Here is a 22,157-nt window from a genome sequence, read left to right on the forward strand (position 1 = left end):
GTACTTTTGGACAGCCTCACCCCGTTAAAAGGACGATACTCTATGTATCGTCCTTTTTTGCATAAAAAAACACCTAATCAAACGTTCACTTGATTAGGTGTGAAAAACTATTAATAATATTTTTTTCGTTTTGTAGCTAAAATACTTAACAAACCAGCTAGTAGAAGTACGATGCCTACTGTTTGAGTAGGATCATTTTTGTGACCTGTATTTGGAAGTTCTTTACCCTTATTTCGGTCATCTTGCTGTTTGTTTATTTGTGTGTCAGGATTTCCTTTTTCTAGTTCTTCAGAAGTTTCTTTCCCTGTTTCCTCTTCTTTATTAGGAGGAGTAATTGGTTTATCATCTCCACCGGATGAAGAATCGATTTTTTTATTTGAAACTGTAACTTGTAGTGGTGCAGCTTGAGCTTTTTCAATTGTAAAGTTTATTGGTGATGCATCTAATTGATAGCCTTTAGGAGCCTTTGTTTCCACTAATTGATAATTACCAGGTTTCAAATCATTTACGATTAATTTACCATGCCCGTCTGTTTGTAAACCTTCTCGTACTACTTTTCCGTCGTGATCTAAAATATTGAAAATGGCACCTTCAAGTGTTCCATGGTGATCAATATCAATTTTAGTTAACTCCATTGAACCTGTTGTTAAACTATTTAAAGCTGTAACAGAAGTAACTTGAGATTGTCCTTTCGTAATTGTGAAAGGAATTGGCTTAGCACTTAAATCGTATCCAGTAGGAGCTTTCGTTTCAATAAACTGATAGTCCCCAGGGCGTAAATCAGAAACAGAAATTTTTCCATCTTTATCAGTAGTTAAATCAGAACGAACATCATTGCCGTTCATATCAACAATTTTAAAGATAGCTCCTTCAAGAATAGAGTTGTCAACGTCGTCGACTTTAGTTAATTCAACAGCGCCCTTAGTTAAGCTATTTGTAGCAGTAACAGAAGCTGTAGCCGTTTGACTCTTTTCAACAGTAAACTTGATAGGATTTTGATTTAAGTCGTAATGGTTAGGAGCCTTCGTTTCAACGAACTGATAGTCTCCTGGACGTAAATCAGAAACAGAAATTTTTCCATCTTTATCAGTAGTTAAATCAGAACGAACATCATTGCCGTTATGATCAACGATTTTAAAGATAGCTCCTTCAAGAGTAGAGCCGTCGATGTCGTCGACTTTAGTTAATTCAACTGAACCTTTCGTTAAGCTGTTAATAGCAGTAACAGAAGCTTTAGTTGTTTGATTTTTTTCAACAGTAAACTTGATAGGATTTTGATTTAAGTCGTAATGAGTAGGAGCTTTCGTTTCAATAAACTGATAGTCTCCTGGACGTAAATCAGAAACAGAAATTTTCCCATCTTTATCAGTAGTTAAATTAGAACGAACGTCGTGCCCGTTCATATCAATGATTTTAAATACTGCATCTTTAAGGACAGAACCGTCAACGTCATCCACTTTAGAAAGTTCAACAGCGCCTTTCGTTAAGCTATTCGTAGCAGTAACGGAAGCGATTTTTTCTTGTCCTTTTTTAACTGTGAACTTAATAGGTGTTTCGTTTAAGTCATAGTGATTAGGAGCTTTTGTTTCGATAAACTCATAGTCTCCTGGTGGCAATTCATCCACAACTAAACGGCCGTTTTTATCAGTAGTTAAATCAGTACGGACATCGTGTCCATCCTTATTAACAATTTTAAATACCGCACCTTCAAGTGTTGTGTTTTCTTCAACATCGTCAACTTTAATTAACTCCACACTACCTTTCGTTAAGCTGTTCGTAGCTGTAACGAAGACATGTTTTGTTTGACTTCTTTCAATTGTGAACTTAATCGGCTCTTCATTTAAGTCATAATGTTTCGGAGCTTTCGTTTCAATAAATTGATAGTCTCCAGGTTGTAAGTCTTTAGCGATGATTTTTCCACCTTTATTGGTAACTAAATTCGTACGAATATCGTTACCGTTCATATCAGTAATTTTAAATACCGCACCTTCCAGCGTCTCTTTCGCATCTAGAGAGTCAACTTTCGTTAATTCCACGCCACCTTTAGTTAAGCCATTTTTAGCAGTAACAGAAACGTGAGCTGGTTGGCTTTTCTCGATAGTGAAAGGAATCGGTGTTTTATTTAAATCATAATCTTTAGGAGCTTTCGTTTCAACGAATTGATAATCTCCTGGTCGTAAATTAGAAGCAGAAACTTTCCCGTCTTTATCAGTAGTTAAATTCGTGCGAACAACTTTACCTTTCGCATCAATGATGTTAAATACTGCATCAGAAAGTTTTGTATCTGGATTTATATCATCCACTTTAATTAATTCAACAGCACCTTCAATTAAGCTGTTAGTAGCAGTGACTTGTAGCTTCTCTGCTTGGCTTTTCTTAATTGTAAATTTAAGCGGTGTACTATCTAATTTATAATGTTCAGGAGCTTTTATTTCAATAAACTGATAGTCCCCTGGACGTAAATCAGGAACAGAGATTTTTCCATCTTTAACAGTAGTTAAGTCAGTACGAACATCATTGTTTTTGTCATCAACAATTTTAAATACTGCGCCTTCAAGAGCTGTACCGTCGATATCATCCACTTTAGAAAGCTCTACCGCACCTTTTGTTAAACTATTTTTAGCAGTAACAGAAATCGGTTCAGCTTGTCCTTTTTCAATAGTGAAAGGAATCGGTTCTTTATTTAAATCGTAGTGTTTCGGAGCTTTCGTCTCGACGAATTGATAATCACCCGGGCGTAAGTCAGAAACGCTAATTTTACCTTGTGAATTTGTAGTAAGATTCTCACGAGTTACAGTACCATTCATATCAACAATGTTAAATACTGCGCCTTCAAGAGTAGTACCATCGACGTCGTCCACTTTATTAAGTTCAACGCCGCCTTTTGTTAAACTATTTTTCATAGTAACAGTAGCAATATCTTTCTGGGTTTTCTCAACTGTAACTACAATTGGCTTTTTGTCTAAATCATAATGTTTAGGAGCCGTTGTTTCGACAAATTGATACGTACCAGGACGTAAGTTTTCAACAATGATTTTTCCTTCACTGTTCGTTTTTAAATCCGTTTTAAGTACTTTCCCGTTTTGATCTAGTAAATTAAACATAGCATCGGCAAGTTTTGTTTGATCGTTTAAATCATCAACTTTAATTAATTCGATACTACCTTGTTTTAAACTATTTTTAGCAGTTAAAGAAATAGTTTTTTTCTGTCCTTTTTCAATAGTGAAATTGATTGGTGTTTCATCTAAAACGTAATGCTTAGGAGCTTCTGTTTCGATGAATTGGTAATCACCAGGACGTAGGTCGTTAATTTCGATCTTCCCTTTACCATTTGTAACAAGGTCTTTATGAATTACAGTACCATTCATATCAACAATTTTAAATACTGCACCTTCAAGGGTAGTGCCATCGATGTCATCTACTTTAGAAAGTTCCACTGCACCTTTTGTTAGGGCGTTTTTAGCCGTAACATGAAGAGTTTCAGTTTGGCTTTTCTTAATTGTAAATTCGATCGGTGTTTTATTTAAATCGTAATGTTCAGGAGCAGCTGTTTCAATAAATTTATACGTACCAGGACGTAGGTTTTCAACAACAATTTTTCCTTCATCATTTGTTTTTAAGCCTTCTTCAACTATCTCTCCGTCTGCATCTAATAAATTAAATACAGCATTAGCGAGCTTCGTATCAGTATCAATATCGTCAATCTTTGTTAATTCCACGCTACCTTTTATTAACGTGTTTTTACCTGTAACAGTAATAGTTTTTGTTTGACTCTTTTTAATTGTAAATGGAATCGCTGTTTCGTCTAACACATAATGTTCAGGAGCCTGAGTTTCAATAAATTGATAGTCTCCAGGGCGTAAGTCAGAAACCGAAATTTTGCCTTTGTCGTCTGTAACAAGGTTTGTGCGAACTTCTTTACCATCCATATCAACAATTTTAAATACTGCATCTTTCAGCATTGTACGATCGATGTCATCAATTTTAGTTAAAGTGATAGCGCCTTTCGTTAAGCTGTTAGTAGCAGTAACGGTAATGTTTTCTTTTTGACTTTTTCCGATAGTGAACGGAATAGGTTCTTTGCTTAAGTCATAGTCTTTTGGAGCTTTTACTTCAATAAATTGATAGTCACCCGGGCGTAAATCAGAAGCAGAAACTTTACCCTGTTCATCAGTAGTTAACCCTTTACGAACTACCTTTTTCGTATCATGAGCATCAACAATGATAAATTCAGCACCTTCAAGTGTAATGCCATCAACATCATCAACTTTAGTTAAAGTAACGCCACCTGTAAGTAAACTATTTTTTACAGTGACAGGGACTGGAATATCATCCTTGCTACCTTTTTTAATCGTGAACTTAATAAGTGTTTGATCTAATTTATAATGTTCAGGAGCAGCTGTTTCAATAAATTGGTAATCTCCTGGTGCTAAATCAGGAATAACTATTACTCCGTAATCATCTGTTTTTAAATCTTTCGCAATTTCTTTGCCAGTTGCGTCTTGTAATGTGAACATCGCGCCGGAAAGAGCGATACTACTTTCCACATCATCTTCTTTAATAAGTTTAACTTTTCCTTTCGTTAAACTATTTTTAAATGTAAGTGGAAGAAGTTTTTGTTGTCCTTTTTCGATTGTAAATTCAATAGGTTCTACATTTACATCGTAATAAGTTGGAGCCTTTGTTTCGATAAGTGTATAGTTACCAGGACGTAAGTCGTCAACAACTAGCATTCCTTTACTATTCGTAACAAGTTCCGTACGAGCATCTTCATTCGTATCTCTATTAACGATTTTAAATACTGCACCTTCAAGTGTTTCCTTTTCATCTGCAGCATTCACTTTTGTTAATTCAATACCGCCTTTTGTTAAGCTGTTTTTAGCAGTAACAGTAATTGGTGAAGTTCCTTGACTTTCTTTAATTGTGAACTCGATAGGCGTTGTATTTTTATCGTAATACTTCGGTGCTGTTACTTCGATGAATTTATAATCGCCAGGGCGTAAGCCAGTAGCGATAGTTTTACCATCCGCACCAGTTTTTACATTTTCGCGAATGACTTTCTTTTCATCATTAGCATCAACAATTTTAAATACAGCACCTTCAAGAGTTGTACCATCGATATCATCAACTTTCGTTAATTCAACATCTCCTGGTTTTAAAGCATTTTCAGCTTTCACAAGTAGAGTTTCTTTCTGACTTCTATCGATTGTAAATGGAATCGGTGTTTCGTCTAGTACATAATGCTCAGGAGCCTTTGTTTCAATAAACTTATAGTTACCAGGGCGTAACTTATCAGCTTTTGTTTTTCCATCAGCATCTGTAGTTAAGTCAGTACGAACGTCATTATTATTTAAATCGACGATTTTAAATACGGCACCTTTTAGAGGTTTTTTATCACCAAATTCATCAACTTTTAATAATTCGACTTCGCCTGTTTTTAAACTGTTTGTTGCCGTCACAGTAGCAAAAGACTGTTGGCTTTTGTCGATTGTAAACTCAATAGGGTTTGCATCTAACACATAATCCTTAGGAGCTTCTGTTTCAACAAATTTATACGTACCAGGATCTAAGTCTTTAACCGTTACTTTACCATCTGCACCAGTTTTTACATTTTCGCGAATGACTTTCTTTTCATCATTAGCATCGATAATTTTAAATACAGCACCTGCAAGAGCTGTACCATCGATATCATCAGTTTTTGTTAAAGTGACGCCACCTTTAATGAGGTGATTCGTTGCTGTAACAGTAACTGCTTTCTGTTGACTTTTTACAATTGTAAACTCAATTGGTTTTTTATCTATGTCATAGTGTTCAGGTGCTTTTTCTTCAACAAATTGATAGTCTCCAGGACGTAAATCTTTTGCTTCGATTTGACCTTGATCATTTGTCGTTAGTTTTTCATATCCACGAATTATATTGTTATGTCGATCGCGTACACTGAACTCCGCGCCTGCTAAAGTCTTTCCATCTTTATCGACTTTTGTTAAAATGGCCGATCCTGGAATCAAACTGTTTGTTGCAGTTCGGTATACTACAGTCGTTTGATCTTCTTTGATTGTAAATTGAATAGGTGTACTGTCTAATTTATAATGCTCAGGAGCAGTTATTTCTTGTAAGTAGTACGTTCCTGGTTTTAAATTATCTACAGTAATTTGTCCTTTATCATTTGTTGTTAATTTTTCGTGTTCTGAAATTATTTTTTTGTCTTTATCAAGCAGTGTGAAAACGGCACCTTGCAGTGTTGCGTTTTTATTCAGGTCATCAGACTTTGTTAAAACTACTTTACCGACAAATTTCTTATTTGCAAGTGTATATGTTGTAGTCTCTTGTGAACCAAGTTCAACAATTTTCCCCTGTTTTAAATCCCAGCTAATCACATAGCCTTCAGGAGCTTTTGTTTCTTTTAATAGATATTTATCGCGCTTTAAGTTATTAAACTTAGCGATACCATCTTTGTCTGTTGTTATTTCGCGGATAACGGTTTTTCCTGTACGATCGTATAAAGTAAATTCTGCCCCAGACAATGGTACTTTCTTATTGTCGTTATCTACCTTTATAATTTCAAGGTTTCCGCGCCCTTTAGTAGCAGATCCTCCGCCTGAACCGGAAGACATTCTCACTTCAATCGTTTCAACAGTTTCTGTATTCTTAACTGTTAACTGATTGCCAGCGATTTTTGCTTTATTACTCACTTTTTCTTTATCGTCTGCATTAATAAGTGAGCGATATTCTAAAATATAAGCTCGATCAATTTTCTTCAAGAAAGCAATTTCAAAAAGTTGCTTTCCAGTATTATTGTCTGTTGTGATCGTTAACTTATAGTCTGTTCCTTGTTTTAATTCATTTGCTGTATCTTTTGTTAAATTTCCATATGGATCAACAGTTGTAGGATATAAGTGGAATGAATCTGCCACAAGTACCTGATTGTCTGTTGGATCGTCTGTTACAACTGCGTCTGCAATGGTTGATTGACTTTCGTTAATTGCAATACTCCAATTAATATAGTTGTCGTCTTGCACAGCCTTTTTAGTAACAAAGCTGCCACCTTTATTTACTTGAGTGTCACCTTTAAGAGTGTTTACAAGTTTAGAGCCATCTTTTAACTCTGCCTCGTTTTTGTAGGTGCCTTGGATAAGTTCACCATCAAGGCTTGTTTTAAAGATAATATAGTAAGGTGAATTAATTGATTGCTTGAAATGAACTTGTAGGGTGTTTTTATTTTTATCTGTAGGTTCTTCAAGTTCATACTCTTTAGGTGATAGGGCATTACCAGGTCTTGCATTATCCGGGCTTCCATTTAAAATCATATGGCGCACTTCAATGGATCCTGGTACTAACTTTTGTTTATCTTGTATTACGTCTATAACATATGGATCTTTAATCTCAACATTATTATAATTAAAACCTATTATCCAAGTGATTTCTTTCGTTTGGGCGTTATAAGAACCGTATTTATATCCATTCGCCTTTGTGAAAGTATCAGGATCAAAGTCTGCTTCAACTTTATTTGATTGTGGATTGGACCCTGCATCTATCCAAGATAGGTTACCTGTATTTTTAAATGAAGTTTTACCACTTTCTAATTTTGTATAGTCAAAGTCTGTCGTATATTTTACGACTAATGTCTTTGTCATATTAGACTGATATGTACCTATAAGGGTAATTTTGAAACCTTTATCTGTTACATCTAAAACATAGTCAGTCTTATCTTTAAGGGTATAATCTCCGTCTTTAATTTCTAGTTTATTATCTTTTAATTGTAATCCACCATGGTCAAAGGTATCCGTAATAATCGCGTTGTTTAATGGATAGTTGTTATTATTTACCGTAATTGTCCAGGTTGTTGTTTTATCTTTATAGTTTGTTTCAGCTTTATTATTAGCTTTAATAATATTTTGCTGCTGGAAGCTAGCCTCATTTTCTTTACTGGAGTCATTATCAGCTGTAACTGTATTTTTTACTTTTCCATCTTTTATGACATTATTAGTTGGCTTTGTTTTATAGGTAATTACATAAGCACTATTAATATCCTCATTAAACTGTAAATCGAATCCATTCTTCTTGTTACTTACAGTGTAATTATTAACAGTGTCGCCTGTTACAAGTCTGCCTTTATCATCGTATGAAGCGTTCTTCACAACGATAGAATTTTCATCTAGTTCATGTGTATCGTCAAAAATATCTTTTAAAAGTGCATCTGTTTTTTTGATATTTCTTTGATCACCGTTGTAAGTAATTGTCCATTCAATTGTTTGTGTCTTGGGATCATATTTACTTGTTTTGTTTAAATGTGTACCACGAGAAACCGTTACAGTAGAGCTTGCATTTTGTTGCTTTTGATTATCACTCGTTATCGTAACGTTATTTTGGAAGCTTTTTACGTTTTCATCAGTAATTTTTGTAACATATTCAATTTGATATGCTTTATTGATAGAATCTTTAAAAGCAATCTCCAATTTTGAACTATCTGATGAAATAATTTTGTAATCTGCTGGCTCAGCTTCTTTACCACGTGTTGTGTTCCCGTTAACATCAACTTCTAAATAGTAAACTTTAATAGAATCCTTATTTAAACTTGTACCTTGTGGAATGTTATCTTTAAAAACAGCGTTTTTAAGGGTGTCTTTCGTTTTGTTCATTTCTACTTTCCAATTAATTTCATTTGTATTAATTGGTCTATCAGGTAACCCTTTTTTATTCGTAGCTGTTTGTACATTAGGCTTAAAGTCAACTGTAATAGAAACATCCTTATCTTTAATCGGGAAAGGAATTTCTTGTGTTGTTGTACCTTTAATTTCAGCTTTATTAAATTCTGTCTTTAATTGTAGGTTACCAGCAACATCTGGATGCTCTTCAACATAATCGTTGAATGTCATCGTGACTTTTCCATCTTTTGTAACAGTAAAATTACCAATTTGATTGTTTTCACTATCATATAAAGGACTGTTAATTGTATTGTAAATCTTAAAATGTTTAGGAAGATCAAAGATATAGTAATCTCCACTTTTCACATTCATTGATTTTAAAAGTTCCCATGTAAACTCAATATTGGCAGGGGAATCTGTACTTGGACGGTTATCCTCTGTAAATGGTTTTCCGTCTTTATCCGTCAGCTTTACACCGGTTAAAATGTTTGTTGTTATTTGCTTTGGACCTGAATTTGTATTCTCAGTAGGGTCGCTTGCTAGCTTTCGTTCTGGATTATCAGTAGCAATTTTAGCTGCTGGGTTTTGTTCCGGATTATCGGTAACAGGTTTAGTTGCTGGATTTTGTTCCGGATTATCAGTAACAGGTTTAGTTGCTGGGTTTTGTTCCGGATTATCAGTAACAGGTTTAGTTGCTGGATTTTGTTCCGAATTATCAGTAACAGGTTTAGCTACTCGATCTTGTACTTGTTTATTAGTATCCTGTTTGGTGCCATCTTCTTTAGAATCTTCTACTTGAATAGGAACTGTTATAGGCTGAACCAGTGTCCCTAAAGGAAAAGCGATTTGAACTGATTTTTCCTCGGTTTTTAAAGTTGGGTTAAACACAGTATCAACTTTAATTTTTCCTTTAGCATCTTTCGAATTTTCTACTTGATCATTAAATATTAGTTTTAATTTATTATCGTTAGCTGTTATGAAATATTGACCAATATTTTTTTGATCTGTTACTAAATCTCCTTGCAAATCTTTAGATACTTTTAACGCAAGTGGTATTTGAATTACTGCTGTATCGTTTGCATGTACAACTTTTTGATCCTTTATTGACCAAGCATATTCTACTTGAATGGTTGATCCTATCTTTATTAAGTTGTTAGGATTTTTTGCTTCGTCAATAATGTGATCCGTTGCATCTTTCATCTCAACAGTGTCAAATAATGAAGTTTCCTTTAAAGTCTCAGCTTTTGCCTGATTGTATGGGAAACTAATAAACTGTGAAAATAGTACAAATACAATTAAACATATATTGAAAAGTTTTTTCATTTTGCCTCCTTTGAACATTCATTTGTTCACTGAGGAATATATTCCACATGAACAAATGGAATATAAAAAAAGTTAATTGTTATAAAGTATTTGTTGCTACTATCCCTCCGTTTCTATGTACGTTCTCTGACAGAATAGATGTTTAATCAAAGGCATATATAAAGTAACGTAAAAATCTGGAATATACATAATTCGACAAAAAATGTCGAAAGCATGCTGATAAAAGGAACAATATCAGACCTTTATATACAAGAGCGTTTTCTTGTGAATGTGTTATGAAATGGATAGTCATAAAGGTAAGTTTTACGATACATGCTAACCAAAGTAATGTATCCCAAGTTAAAAGTTTGTTTTTTGCTTTAAAATTGTGTGGAAAAAATCTGAATAGGGTTGATTTTGGTTAGGTTGAAGACAATATGCACTTTGAAAATATTCATTTATGTAATATGAAATTGAGATAATTGTATCTTAAGAATGTTACTTATTACATTTATGAAAATTAACTTTTTGCCTAGAGAGAGTTGTACAATTTGTGGACCGAAGTTAAGATGGTACAGTTCCTTTTCGGATTTAGTAGGATATAAGTTATTTATAATATTCGACTAAATCATTACTGCGGTCATTTTTGAAGCTGTTTTACATATGAAAAAAGAAGGTATTCCTTTTGATAATAGTGTTATCTTCTCTTGAAGATGATTATGAATAACCTTCGCTAAAGATTATATACTTAAATGATAAAGAGTTCAACAAAGGTTTAACAAATATTTTCCAAAAAATAAAAATGACCGTTTTAGTAGAAAAATTCTAAAAAACGGTCATTTTTATTTTTATACTTCTGTTAAGATTATCGGTTCACCGCGTGTTACGACAACTGTATGTTCACATTGTGCAACAAGGCTCTTGTCAGGTGTAACGAATGTCCAACCATCATCGCCGCGCTCGATAATATGATCAGCTTTCATAGAAATGAATGGCTCTACAGCGATAACAAGACCGTCTTTTAGAAGCGCATTATCCATTGGGTCAAAGTAGCTTAAAATGTGGTTTGGTGCTTCGTGTAAGCTAAGACCAATACCGTGACCAGTTAAGTTTTGAATCACATTATATCCATTTTTATGTGCAAAGTTTGAAACAGCACGACCAATTTGGTTTTGTTTTGAACCAGCTTTCACCTTTTTCATTGCTGCCCAAAATGCATCAACAGCTGCTTGGCAAAGCTTTTCTTTTGCTTCATCTTCTCCAAGTACAAATGAAATACCTGTATCTGCATAATAGCCATCAAGTGCAGCAGATACGTCGACATTTACTAAGTCGCCTTCTTTTAATACGCGATCTCCTGGAATACCGTGAGCAACTTCTTCGTTTACACTAATACAAGTTACGCCTGGGAAATCATATTCTTTTTCAGGTGCAGAAATAGCACCATGCTCATCTAATACTTTTTTACCGATCAAATCAAGCTCTTTCGTTGTCATACCTGGCTTCGCTTCTTTTTTCATTTCTTCACGTGCAAGTGCAACGATGCGGCCGATTTTTCGTAAGCCTTCTAAATCTTGTTCATTACGAATAATCATGAAAACCACTGTCCTTCCTCGAATGTATATCTTACCCGATTGTATCATGTTTATTTTCGTCCTGCTACTCGCTTGCGGTATGTAGTTGGATTCCTCTCATAAGGAATACATGACAATTGTCATATCGATGTCATGACGCATCATACTGTTTCCTAAGTTTTCCAACACATACAATGTAAATATAAGAAACAGCGGGGGTGGAGAGATGGAAAAGATTATAGAAGTAAATGGTGTTTCTAAAACATTTAAATATAAAAAGGCAGTAAATAACGTCTCATTTTATGTGAATAAAGGAGAAATTGTAGCACTACTTGGACCGAATGGTGCAGGGAAAACGACGACGATGTCGATGATGCTTGGATTAAAGGATCCGACGGAAGGAACTGTTTCTATATTTGGAAAGAGTCCCAAGCATAGAGATGTTCGTAATAGCCTCGGTGCGATGTTACAAGAAGTAAGTGTGATTGATAGCATTACGGTGGAAGAGGCAATTGAGTTATTCCGTAGTTATTATACGAATCCGGTAGCGAAAGAAACGTTGCTACATTTATCAAATTTAGAATCGGAGCGAAAGCAAAGATGTGAGAAATTATCAGGTGGGCAAAAAAGAAGATTAAATTTTGCGCTCGCACTTGCAGGAAATCCTGATTTGTTATTTTTAGATGAGCCGACAGTTGGGATGGATATTACGTCTCGAAGAACGTTTTGGGAAACAATTCGAAAGTTAGCAAGTGAAGGGAAAACAATTATTTTAACGACGCACTATTTAGAAGAAGCGGATGCATTGGCGAATCGTATTTTATTATTTGCAAATGGAAAGATTATCGCAGACGGTACACCAGATGAGATGAAGGCGACGATTTCGCGAAAAACAATCAAGTTTTATTCGAAGGAAAGTATTCCTGCAAAATTACTAAAAGAATTACCAAACGTAACAGAAGTACAGTCAAACGAAGGGCACTTCACTTTAACAACTGAAGATACAGATGCAACTTTAAAAGCGATTTATCAAAAGAACTTACCTGTAACGGATGTTTCAGTTGAACGTGGAAGTCTTGATGAAGCATTTGAACAGTTTGTCGCAAATCAGGAGGAGGGAATCGCATGAGAGCTTTATGGATGCAATGCAAAATAGAAATTTTACGTACGTTTCGCAATAAATTGTTTATCTTTTTCTCATTACTAATGCCAGTTATGTTTTACTATATTTTCACAAATGTTATTCAAGTGCCACAAAACGGAGATGCTTGGAAAGCGCATTATTTAATCTCAATGGCGACGTTCAGTATTGTAGGGACGGCACTTTTTAGTTTCGGTGTAAGGATTTCTCAGGAAAAGGGGCAAGGGTGGACACATTTGCTGAAAATTACACCACTTCCAGAGGGTGCATATATAACAGCCAAAATCATCGCTCAAACTGTAGTGAATGCTTTTTCAATCTTAGTTATCTTTATCGCAGGAATATTAATTAATCATGTCGAGTTAACAGTAGGGCAATGGATTGGCGCTGGATTATGGTTATTGTTAGGTGTAACACCATTTTTAGCGTTAGGAACAGTAATAGGTTCTATTAAAAAGGCAGATGCAGCAGCGGGTTTAGCGAATATTTTAAATATGAGTCTAGCTGTAATCGGCGGGCTATGGATGCCAATTGAAGTATTCCCAAAAATATTAAGAACGATTGGTGAATGGACACCAACATATCACTTCGGAAGCGGTGCATGGGATATTGTAGCTGGAAAATCAGTTGGTTGGGAAAATATCGCGGTATTAGGAGGTTATTTCCTTATATTTGTTGTAGTATCAATATATATAAGAAAAAGACAGGAAGCGGTATAAATGATAGAGAAGAAGAGGATTGAGATTTTTCCGAAACATATGGGTTTCTTCCCGTATATGTGGTTCGTTTATCTGTTATTTCCAATTTATAATTTAACACAAGTATCTGGATGGAAGCTTGTAATAGGTATTGGTATGTTGCTAGCTTTTATTGTCACATACCGACAGCTTTATTTTGTTAAGAAGACGTTCATTTTATGGGCGTGTATTCAAATGGCGCTCACCTTCTCATTTGCCTTATTTTATAATCCCTTCATGATATTGTTTGGATATTTTACGGCGAGTGCGATGGGATTTGCGCCAAGTAAAAAAGCGTTTCGTGTGTTGTTATGTTTATTAGTTGTAATGCTCGGAGCTTTTATATTTGTAAATATGAATCAACTAACAATCCCGAGTTTAGTGAATATCGTTCCAATGTTTATTTTAATGCTTCTTACACCATTTGGAATGCGTAATTTTAATCAAAAAAAGATGTTAAAGAATCAGTTGAACGAAGCAAACGAGCAAATTAAAGACTTAGTAAAACGTGAAGAACGTCAGCGAATTGCAAGGGATCTTCATGATACATTAGGTCACACGTTATCACTCATTACGTTAAAAAGTCAGCTCGTGGAGAAGTTAATTGTAAAAAATCCTGAGCGTGCAAGTACGGAAGCGAAGGAAATTACACAAACATCTCGTACCGCTTTAAAGCAGCTAAGGGAATTAATTTCTGATATGCGTATGATTACAGTGGAAGAAGAGCTTGAGCAAATAAAAGCAATCTTACAAGCTGCTACTATTGAATTAGAAATAAAACAAGAAACGATTGCAAGTTCGTTATCACCAATTGAGCAAAACATTGTTGGGATGTGTTTACGTGAGGCTGTTACGAATGTTGTAAAGCATAGTAAGGCAACGCGTTGCACAGTTTCTGTACTGGAATCACAAGGTGAATTAATTTTGACAGTAGAAGATAATGGAATTGGTTTAGCAGATCAAAACCACGATGGAAATGGCATTCGCGGTATGAAGGAGCGCATCGCTCTTATTGATGGGTTTGTTGAACTAGGTACGATCAATCCAGGGACACTATTAACAGTAAAAGTTCCAGTTGTTATTCGAACAGGAAAAGATGAGGTGAGGGCATGATTCGAATTATTATTGCAGAAGATCAGCGGATGCTTCGTGGTGCATTGGGGGCCCTACTTGATCTAGAAGATGATATTGAAGTAATTGGGCAAGCTGCGAACGGGGAAGAAGCGCTAAAACTAATTGAATCGCTACAACCTGATGTAAGTATTATGGATATTGAAATGCCAATTCAAAGCGGATTAGATGTTGCGGAAACGTTAAAGAAAGAAAAATCAGCATGTAAGGTAATGATTTTAACAACATTTGCGCGCCCTGGATATTTTGAACGAGCAATGAAAGCTGGCGTGCACGGATACTTATTAAAAGATAGCCCGAGTGAAGATTTAGCTGCAGCGATTCGTAATGTAATGAAAGGCAAACGAGAGATTTCTCAAGATTTAATGTTCGGCTTATGGCAGGAGAAAAATCCGTTATCAGATCGTGAAAAAGAAGTATTGCTACTTGCGAAAGAAGGAAAGACGGCAAATGAAATTGCGAAGGCACTTTATCTTTCGCCTGGTACAGTGCGTAATTATATTTCTGAAGTATTAACGAAGCTAGATGCGAAAAATAGAATTGAGGCAATTACAATTGCGGAAGAAAAGGGATGGATATGAAAAGAAGTTTACCTATGAGTGGTAAACTTCTTTTTTCTTATAAACAACGGTTTCACACTTCAAATTCCATCTCAGTTGAAACGCTTGGAATTTGAAGTGTAGTACGTAATATAGATTTTACTTCATTTTTCGACAAAAAATTTGTTATAGTTAGATTAGGGTATTGGTCTGAATTTTGGACAACCTTGCCACTAACAGTTGTAATTACTCCATTTTTATCTACTTTTACAATGAAATCTTGACTATATATTTTATAGTTTTTGTAAGTTTGTGCAAGGCGAACTTCGGTTTAATTTTCTTTTGTTTCTTTATTTGTAGGTTGGGAATCTACATTCATTTCAGTTGTCATTCACCCTTGTTGAGCTTTAGCCTCGTTTATCTCACCCTTTAAATACTTTTTCGCCATATTTTTTCGTATCATTTTGAGGTTGTGTAATTTTTTAAGCGTTAAACTAGGCTAAGCAATTTCAATTTTCACTTCATTTTTATCTAGTTCTTGGGTGTGAATAGCTTCTGCTGATAAAGGATAAAGAAGACCGAATATAACGAAGGCACGGGCAAATTTTCTATAATTTATCTATAAAACTACTAATCTATTATTGTATGTGAGATGGATTGTATGAAGAATTTGCCGAATTTTATATATATTATGCATTATTTCATATCAAAAATTGTCGAATTCACATTATGGTAGTGGTATGACAACTTAACAAATTAGATTGTTATAATGGGATGGTGAGTAAGTATGCACGCAGAAAAATTAGGAAGTGAAATTAAGAAGATTAGGGTAATGAGGGGATTAACACAAAAACAGTTATCCGATAACATATGTCATCAATCGGAAGTGAGTCGAATTGAATCAGGCGCAGTATACCCAAGTATGGATATATTGCAAGGTATTGCAGCAAAGTTACAAGTTCCCATTATTCATTTTTATGAGGTACTCATTTATTCGAATATTGAGAGAAAAAAACAGTTTAAAGATCAAGTCATTATGCTGTGTAAGCAAAAAAAATATAAAGAGATTTATAATAGAGTATGGAATGAGCTAAAAAAGGAAGAATATCATCCTGAATTCCAACAGTTTCTTCAATGGCAATATCATGTAGCAGCTTACATATTGAAGAAAATCGATTACGAATATTGTATTTTAGAATTAAAAAAATTGTTAAACCAACAATTAGCTGGAATAGACGTATACCAAAATCTCTATATAGAGAATGCAATTGCAAATATTTATGCTGAAAATAATTATTTTAAGAAAAGTATTGAGTTATTTGAAGATATATTAAAACAATTAGAGACATTGCATGATAATGAAGAATTCGACGTGAAGGTAAGATATAATCATGCAAAAGCATTATACTTAGACGAGCAATATGAAGGGTCACTTTATCAAGTAAATAAGGCAATTGAAATATCATGCCGAATTAATAGTATGGCATTAATTGGACAGTTATATTATCAAAGGGGCGAATGCCTAGGAAAATTGGGGTATGATGAGGCAGAGATTGAAGATGCATATAAAAAGGCAAGTTTCTTTTTTGATATATTAGAGATGCATGCATATAAAGAAGCGCTCGCAGATAAAATCAGTAGATAAATAACCCAAAAAATGGATATGCATAATTGCATAGGATATGGATAAAATTTCATGATATATTAAAATAAAAAATGTGGGTGATGGAATATGAAGAAACTACTTATTGGTAGCCTATTAACGTTAGCAATGGCATGGGGTATTTCATTAGGTGATACAGCATTAGAGAAAAGCCAAGTAATTTCTCATAATGATCAAGAGGTACAATTAGCAGGAGATCTACCTTTTGAATATTAAAAAACAACCGTCTTACTTAGACGGTTGTTTTTTTGTGGAGTAACCTCCAAACATCTTTACTAGAAACAGGCTTGCTAATAAAGAATCCTTGAATGTGGTCACAGTTTTGTTCATATAAAAACTTCCATTGTTCTTCGGTCTCTACACCTTCTGCAATAACTTCTAAATTTAGTTCTTTAGATAGTGTAATGATGGAGGAGATAATTGCTTCCTCTAAAGGGCTATTTGTAATTCCACAAATAAACTCTCGAGCAATTTTTAATGTATTGATTGGATATTTTGTTAAATAAGCTAAAGAACTATAACCAGTTCCAAAGTCATCGATTGAAATTTGAATACCGAGATTTTGAAGCTGTTCTAGTTTTGCAACTACAGATTGATTTTGATTAATGGCGATACTTTCCGTAATTTCAATATCTAGTGCTTCTGATTTTAGTTCAGTTTCTTCTAACACTTTTGAAATAGTAGGGATTAAATCTGCATGGTTAAATTGAACAACAGATAAATTTACACCAACTTTCAAGTGAGAAAAACCTTGATTATGCCATCTTTTTGCCTCTAAGCAAGCGGTACGTAAAATCCAATTTCCAAGTTCAATAATAAATCCAGTTTCCTCCGCTAGAGGAATGAATTGGGCAGGAGACACGATGCCGAGTTTTGGGTGCTTCCAACGAATCAATGCTTCAAAACCGATAATTTGTTTTGTTACGGTGCTTACTTGCGGCTGGTATTCAAGGAAAAATTCATTTTGTTGTAATGCTTTTGCAAGCTCGCCTTCTAAGAATTGGATCTCATTTTGGGCGATACTCATTTCTTTTGAGAAGAAAACAAATCTATTTTTTCCATTTGCTTTCGCGCGATACATAGCCATATCAGCATTTTTCATTAATTCAGTAACATCGGTTCCATAATCAGGATACATGGCAATTCCGATACTCGGTGTAATGGATAGTTCTTCATCTTTAATGAAGAATGGTTTGTTTAAAATGGTTAAAATCTGTTCAGCTATAAAAGCCGCACTTTTTTCTGAGTACATATCTGGTAATAGAATTGTAAACTCATCTCCACCTTGACGAGCAACGACATCTTTTGAACGTAAGCAACCGCGTAATCTTTTTGCTACTTCAATTAATAATAAATCTCCGACGTCGTGTCCAAGTCTATCGTTAATTTTTTTGAATCGATCTAAATCAAGGAACATGACGGCAACATCATTTGCGCTAGTTTGAGCTGTATTTAAAATGTTTTTTAAATCTTTTTCAAACTTTCGACGATTTGGTAATCCAGTAAGTGCATCATGAAAGGCTAAATGTTCTACTTGTTTTTGTTTTTCATATAAAGTTGTAATATCACGTGCTATGCCGAACATCCCAACAACTTCTTTGTTTATGAAAGTAGGGATGAGTGTAATGTGAAGGTAATAGTAATAGCCTTCTTTTTCTTTTGTGCGAACTTCTAAAGTTTGTGGTCTACCTTCTGTTGTTAGTTGTAAAGATTTCTTTAGTAGATCATGGTCTTTTGAGTCAATAAAGTGTAGAAGAGAATAGCTTTCTACTTCACAATAGTAGGCGGTAAATAGGCTTTCACAAGCTGTATTAGATTGTTGGAAAATACCATTCATATTTAAAGAGAAAACGGCATCAGGATGATCTTCGAATAAAGATTTATAGCGTTGTTCACTCTTTGATAACGCAGATACACCTTCTTCTACTTTGCCTTCTAGTTGTGTAGTCAACTGTTCGTATGTATCGATTAGTGCTCGATTATCTTTCCACATATAAAGTTGTCGTAGGAATAATAAGATGAGTGATAATACTAGACCGATTAACATGAACTTATCATCCCAAGGTTGAATAAGAATAAAGGAAAAGGTAATGATTATACTAAAATAAGGTAATATAAAGCGCACGTAGTCAAATCGATAATATTTTGTTTTCGTTTCATGCTGCATTGGTTTATCCAAAATGTAAAGTATGGACGACAAACCAATTAATAAAATCGAAGCAGTATGTATTAAGTAAGAGACTTCAGAAGAAGTTTCCATCCCCGTGTTTAGTTGGAACAGATGTATATATCCGTACACAAGTATGATAGTAAAGCCAATAATTAATGAAATTCTGCTAGAAGAATATTGTTCTCGTCTATATAGGCTAATAACGGCGTAAATTACTAATGCCTGTGCAATAAAGTATCCAATTAAAACCCAGTGATCTATTGTTAACATACGAAAGCTTGAGAGGTCCAAAATAAAAGTTAAGGTAAAATAAATATTCATAATAACAATAAAGATGCTATCGAATGAAAATTGAGCAAGGCCTCTAATAGAGTAATGTTTTATGAATTTGATAGCAAACCCAGAAAAGAGCAAAATATATTGTATGATGAAAAAAGGTAGTGCCTTATATGAGAATATGACTTGATCATATATAGAAAGTGAATGAAGGAATAAAGTTATTTCCATAGTTAGTCCGCATATGCAAGTGCAGAGTAATAAAACCCAAAATAATTTATCACTACGCTTCATTTTCTTAATAGCTTTATATAAACAATAGCAAGAAAAGAGTGCAGCAAAACAAAATAAGAAGAGAATTCCAATTTCTTTTATATTCAAGTCCTTAGGGATAAGAAATATCCAAAGGGAAAATATAATTATATACATCGTGACAAAGTGTACATATTTTTTTTGATTAATCATATTATGACTCCGTTTCAATAAAGTTGAATCGCAGGTGGAAAATGCTAATTCCAATCATAGCATATACAATAGGGTGTTTTTTACTATAAAAATTACTTTTTTTGAAAAAAATAGCTCAACATTACAATTTACCATTGTAATGTTGAGCTATTTATTCTTTTTATCCCCCTTATAGAGGATAATTCATGTATTAATTGCAGCATTGCTAAATCTTTTTGTTTACTTTCAATCATAATATCGAAATTATGGTTGATTTTTTTTGCAATGTGTAAGAAAGGCTTAATAAACCCTAAATCAATATATTCAGAGTGAGCCCTAAATTCTTTTTTTGATTTAGGGGAGGAAATATGAACTTTAGGAGGGACATTTGTATGTGACCAAGTTTCAAAAATTGCAGGGAGTAATACTTCTAGCGGTTCTTCGCAAAGGTTTGCCATGTGATGATGATAATCAAATACGAATGGAATCTTTTCTTTTTGGCAAATCAATAAAGTTTCAGCAGTTGTGTATGTTTTATCATCATTTTCAAGCGTCATTTGCTCTTTTATATGTGCAGGAAGTTTTTTTATGTTTTCATGGAAACGTCCAACCGCTTGTTCTTTATTTCCATAGGCACCACCTACATGGATGTTAATATAAGAAGAATCTGCAATTCCTATGGCATCTAATACTTTATAATGATAGGCCATATCTGTAATAGCGTTAGTTGTAATATGTGGCTTGTCGCTTGTAAATAGCGTAAATTGATTTGGATGAAAACTTACTCGTAAATTGTGTTCTTTAATTAATGCCCCAATTTTACGCCAAAGCGGTGTAAATGCCCCGATATAATCAAACTCGACTTCGGGATGTGTTGCAAGTGGGACGATGGAAGAGGATAAACGATATAACGGAATTTCATGCGCTATATTGTAATGAAGAATACGTATTGTATGCTCAAGATTTTGCCTTGTAACATCGTACAATTTATCTTCTCGTTCTTGTTTACTGAGCTTTTGAAAGCTTGTAAATGTCATCGTTTTGGCAGGAGAGCAGTCCCAGAGTGCCATTGCATGTGAAACATATCCGAACCGCATAATCATATGTGATACACCTCTTTTTACTCATTATCTTTCCTATAAGAAGAAAGAAAGTATCGTTCCTAGCCATTCTTTCCCTCTATCAATAAGAGAAAGGGGGCTAACATCTTTAAAGGAAAGTAAGGACGCGTTTTCTAAATCTTTATGGAATCTGTTTTTTACTGTTTGTATAAAATGTTTATCATATAAAAGGCAGTTGATTTCATGATTAATATATAAACTTCTCATATCAAAGTTTGCAGTTCCGATATCACAAATATGATCGTCCGCTATAATAACTTTAGCGTGAAAAAAACCTTGTTGAAATGCGTAAATATTACACCCAGCTTGTATTAACTTTCGACAATATGGGAATTTTGCTTCGCGAACAAGGGCGTGATCCGCTTTTTCTGGAACGAGAACCGTGATTTGAACCCCGCGTTTTCGCGCTTTTAATAATGCATTCATAATTTTCTTCCCAGGAATAAAATATGGTGTACCGATAAAGAGTTCTTTTTCCGCACTTTCGATTAAATGTAAAAATGTATGTTGCAAATAGGCACCATCAGTAGGGATAAAACGATGTAGAATGATTCCTGGTTGTTGCTTAGGAAAATAAAGAGGTGAATCTAATAAATTTTGCTTCGTATCGTCGAGCCAATCATGTAAAAATTGCTTTTGTAAATCTTGTATTCCTTCTCCTGTAAGGCGTAAATGATAATCGCGCCATAATCCTAATTTTTGATTATGCCCTAAATATTCTTCTCCAATATTAAACCCACCAATATAACCAATTTTCCCGTCAATAACTGTAATTTTTCTATGGTTTCTTTGATTTGCAGAAAAGAACGGAAAAGGAAATTTCACTTTATGACAAAATGAAAAAGAGACGCCGTGTTTTTGTAGGGAACGAATTGCCTCGTTTGATAAATAATGGCTTCCCAATCGATCGAGTAAAAGTCTTACTTCAATTCCTTCCTGTGCCTTATCGATAAGTAACTTTAAAAATTCACGACTGATTTTATCGTTTTTTACAATGAAGAACAAAACGTGCACATGGTGCCTTGCTTGTTGTATATCAGTAAATAAAGCATCATATAAATCTTGCCCGTATGTATAAAGGTGAAAATTACTTTGACGTAAAGGGAAAGTACGAGAGCTCACACGCTTTAAATGAAGAATCCTCCCATATAAAAGGTCAATTGTGATCCAAAGAGTAACGCATATTAACAAGAGAGATAAGAAGAACATAAGTAAATTCCCTCCTTTGCATTCTTTTCACCTTCATTTTGCTGGTTACCCGGAAAAGCCCGATTGGTTTCACCTTATCCCATATTAAGGGGCGGTAAGCCTCCTACTTAAAAATTAGGCTTACTTAAAGGAATCAGGCGAGAGGAAACAACCCCCTATGGATTAAAGTTTCACTTTATAGTTTCACCGAAATAAACAGCTTTAT

11 protein-coding genes and 1 pseudogene are annotated in these 22,157 nt (G+C 34.4%); 6 read left to right on the top strand and 6 right to left on the bottom strand.

Annotated elements, in window-relative coordinates; genetic code table 11:
- Nucleotides 1-110 precede the first annotated feature (110 nt).
- Entirely contained in the window at nt 111-9,968 is a 9,858-nt protein-coding gene (locus MKO96_RS17165) for a SpaA isopeptide-forming pilin-related protein (RefSeq protein WP_240588183.1), read from the bottom strand.
- Nucleotides 9,969-10,795: 827 nt separating this feature from the next.
- Nucleotides 10,796-11,590 carry a type I methionyl aminopeptidase gene (gene map, locus MKO96_RS17170; protein ID WP_002081265.1) on the bottom strand — a complete coding sequence of 265 codons (795 nt, stop codon included), beginning with the start codon at nt 11,588-11,590 and terminating at the stop codon, nt 10,796-10,798.
- 157 nt (nt 11,591-11,747) lie between these two features.
- On the opposite strand from map, the gene MKO96_RS17175 reads away from it, so the two are divergent.
- From MKO96_RS17175 to MKO96_RS17190, 4 genes are read left to right on the top strand one after another with little or no spacing between them, the layout of a single operon-like run.
- The gene (locus tag MKO96_RS17175; protein WP_240588184.1) at nt 11,748-12,650 is read left to right on the top strand and encodes an ABC transporter ATP-binding protein; all 903 of its coding nucleotides are present in this window, start codon (nt 11,748-11,750) and stop codon (nt 12,648-12,650) included.
- Complete coding sequence (locus MKO96_RS17180; protein WP_001202423.1) at nt 12,647-13,381, top strand: ABC transporter permease; 735 nt, start codon at nt 12,647-12,649, stop codon at nt 13,379-13,381. Before MKO96_RS17175 ends, MKO96_RS17180 begins: the two co-directional genes overlap by 4 nt.
- Nucleotides 13,382-14,512: a sensor histidine kinase gene (locus tag MKO96_RS17185; protein WP_240588185.1), complete on the top strand. Its 1,131-nt coding sequence runs from the start codon at nt 13,382-13,384 to the stop codon at nt 14,510-14,512.
- Nucleotides 14,509-15,111 carry a response regulator transcription factor gene (locus MKO96_RS17190; protein ID WP_240588186.1) on the top strand — a complete coding sequence of 201 codons (603 nt, stop codon included), beginning with the start codon at nt 14,509-14,511 and terminating at the stop codon, nt 15,109-15,111. The genes MKO96_RS17185 and MKO96_RS17190 overlap by 4 nt, the downstream gene beginning before the upstream one ends.
- Nucleotides 15,112-15,126: 15 nt before the next feature.
- Here MKO96_RS17190 and MKO96_RS17195 read toward each other — a convergent pair.
- A pseudogene (locus MKO96_RS17195) lies at nt 15,127-15,688 on the bottom strand (M4 family metallopeptidase); the annotation flags it as partial.
- A 168-nt stretch (nt 15,689-15,856) separates the two neighbouring features.
- On the opposite strand from MKO96_RS17195, the gene plcR reads away from it, so the two are divergent.
- Nucleotides 15,857-16,714, top strand: a complete 858-nt coding sequence (gene plcR / locus MKO96_RS17200; RefSeq protein WP_000542917.1) for a transcriptional regulator PlcR — start codon at nt 15,857-15,859, stop codon at nt 16,712-16,714.
- An 87-nt stretch (nt 16,715-16,801) separates the two neighbouring features.
- Nucleotides 16,802-16,948, top strand: coding sequence for a quorum-sensing peptide PapR (locus tag MKO96_RS17205; protein WP_000734732.1), 147 nt, complete (start codon nt 16,802-16,804; stop codon nt 16,946-16,948).
- 16 nt (nt 16,949-16,964) lie between these two features.
- On the opposite strand, the gene MKO96_RS17210 is transcribed toward MKO96_RS17205, so the two are convergent.
- The 3 genes from MKO96_RS17210 to cls all read right to left on the bottom strand — a co-directional run bounded on the left by MKO96_RS17210 (nt 16,965) and on the right by cls (nt 21,952).
- Nucleotides 16,965-19,643: a DUF4084 domain-containing protein gene (locus MKO96_RS17210; protein WP_240588187.1), complete on the bottom strand. Its 2,679-nt coding sequence runs from the start codon at nt 19,641-19,643 to the stop codon at nt 16,965-16,967.
- A 128-nt stretch (nt 19,644-19,771) separates the two neighbouring features.
- Complete coding sequence (gene uvsE, locus MKO96_RS17215) at nt 19,772-20,725, bottom strand: UV DNA damage repair endonuclease UvsE (protein ID WP_240588188.1); 954 nt, start codon at nt 20,723-20,725, stop codon at nt 19,772-19,774.
- Between the two features lie 33 nt (nt 20,726-20,758).
- Entirely contained in the window at nt 20,759-21,952 is a 1,194-nt protein-coding gene (gene cls, locus MKO96_RS17220) for a cardiolipin synthase (RefSeq protein WP_240588189.1), read from the bottom strand.
- Nucleotides 21,953-22,157 lie beyond the last annotated feature (205 nt).

Origin of the sequence: Bacillus sp. ES1-5 (assembly GCF_022487605.1) — a bacterium.
GTDB classification, from domain to species: Bacteria; Bacillota; Bacilli; order Bacillales; family Bacillaceae_G; genus Bacillus_A; species Bacillus_A wiedmannii.

Bases quoted from the DNA above. Each gene is read 5' to 3' on its own strand.
- MKO96_RS17165 (WP_240588183.1), bottom strand. From the start codon at position 9,968: ATGAAAAAACTTTTCAATATATGTTTAATTGTATTTGTACTATTTTCA.
- map (WP_002081265.1), bottom strand. From the start codon at position 11,590: ATGATACAATCGGGTAAGATATACATTCGAGGAAGGACAGTGGTTTTC.
- MKO96_RS17175 (WP_240588184.1), top strand. From the start codon at position 11,748: ATGGAAAAGATTATAGAAGTAAATGGTGTTTCTAAAACATTTAAATAT.
- MKO96_RS17180 (WP_001202423.1), top strand. From the start codon at position 12,647: ATGAGAGCTTTATGGATGCAATGCAAAATAGAAATTTTACGTACGTTT.
- MKO96_RS17185 (WP_240588185.1), top strand. From the start codon at position 13,382: ATGATAGAGAAGAAGAGGATTGAGATTTTTCCGAAACATATGGGTTTC.
- MKO96_RS17190 (WP_240588186.1), top strand. From the start codon at position 14,509: ATGATTCGAATTATTATTGCAGAAGATCAGCGGATGCTTCGTGGTGCA.
- plcR (WP_000542917.1), top strand. From the start codon at position 15,857: ATGCACGCAGAAAAATTAGGAAGTGAAATTAAGAAGATTAGGGTAATG.
- MKO96_RS17205 (WP_000734732.1), top strand. From the start codon at position 16,802: ATGAAGAAACTACTTATTGGTAGCCTATTAACGTTAGCAATGGCATGG.
- MKO96_RS17210 (WP_240588187.1), bottom strand. From the start codon at position 19,643: ATGATTAATCAAAAAAAATATGTACACTTTGTCACGATGTATATAATT.
- uvsE (WP_240588188.1), bottom strand. From the start codon at position 20,725: ATGATTATGCGGTTCGGATATGTTTCACATGCAATGGCACTCTGGGAC.
- cls (WP_240588189.1), bottom strand. From the start codon at position 21,952: ATGTTCTTCTTATCTCTCTTGTTAATATGCGTTACTCTTTGGATCACA.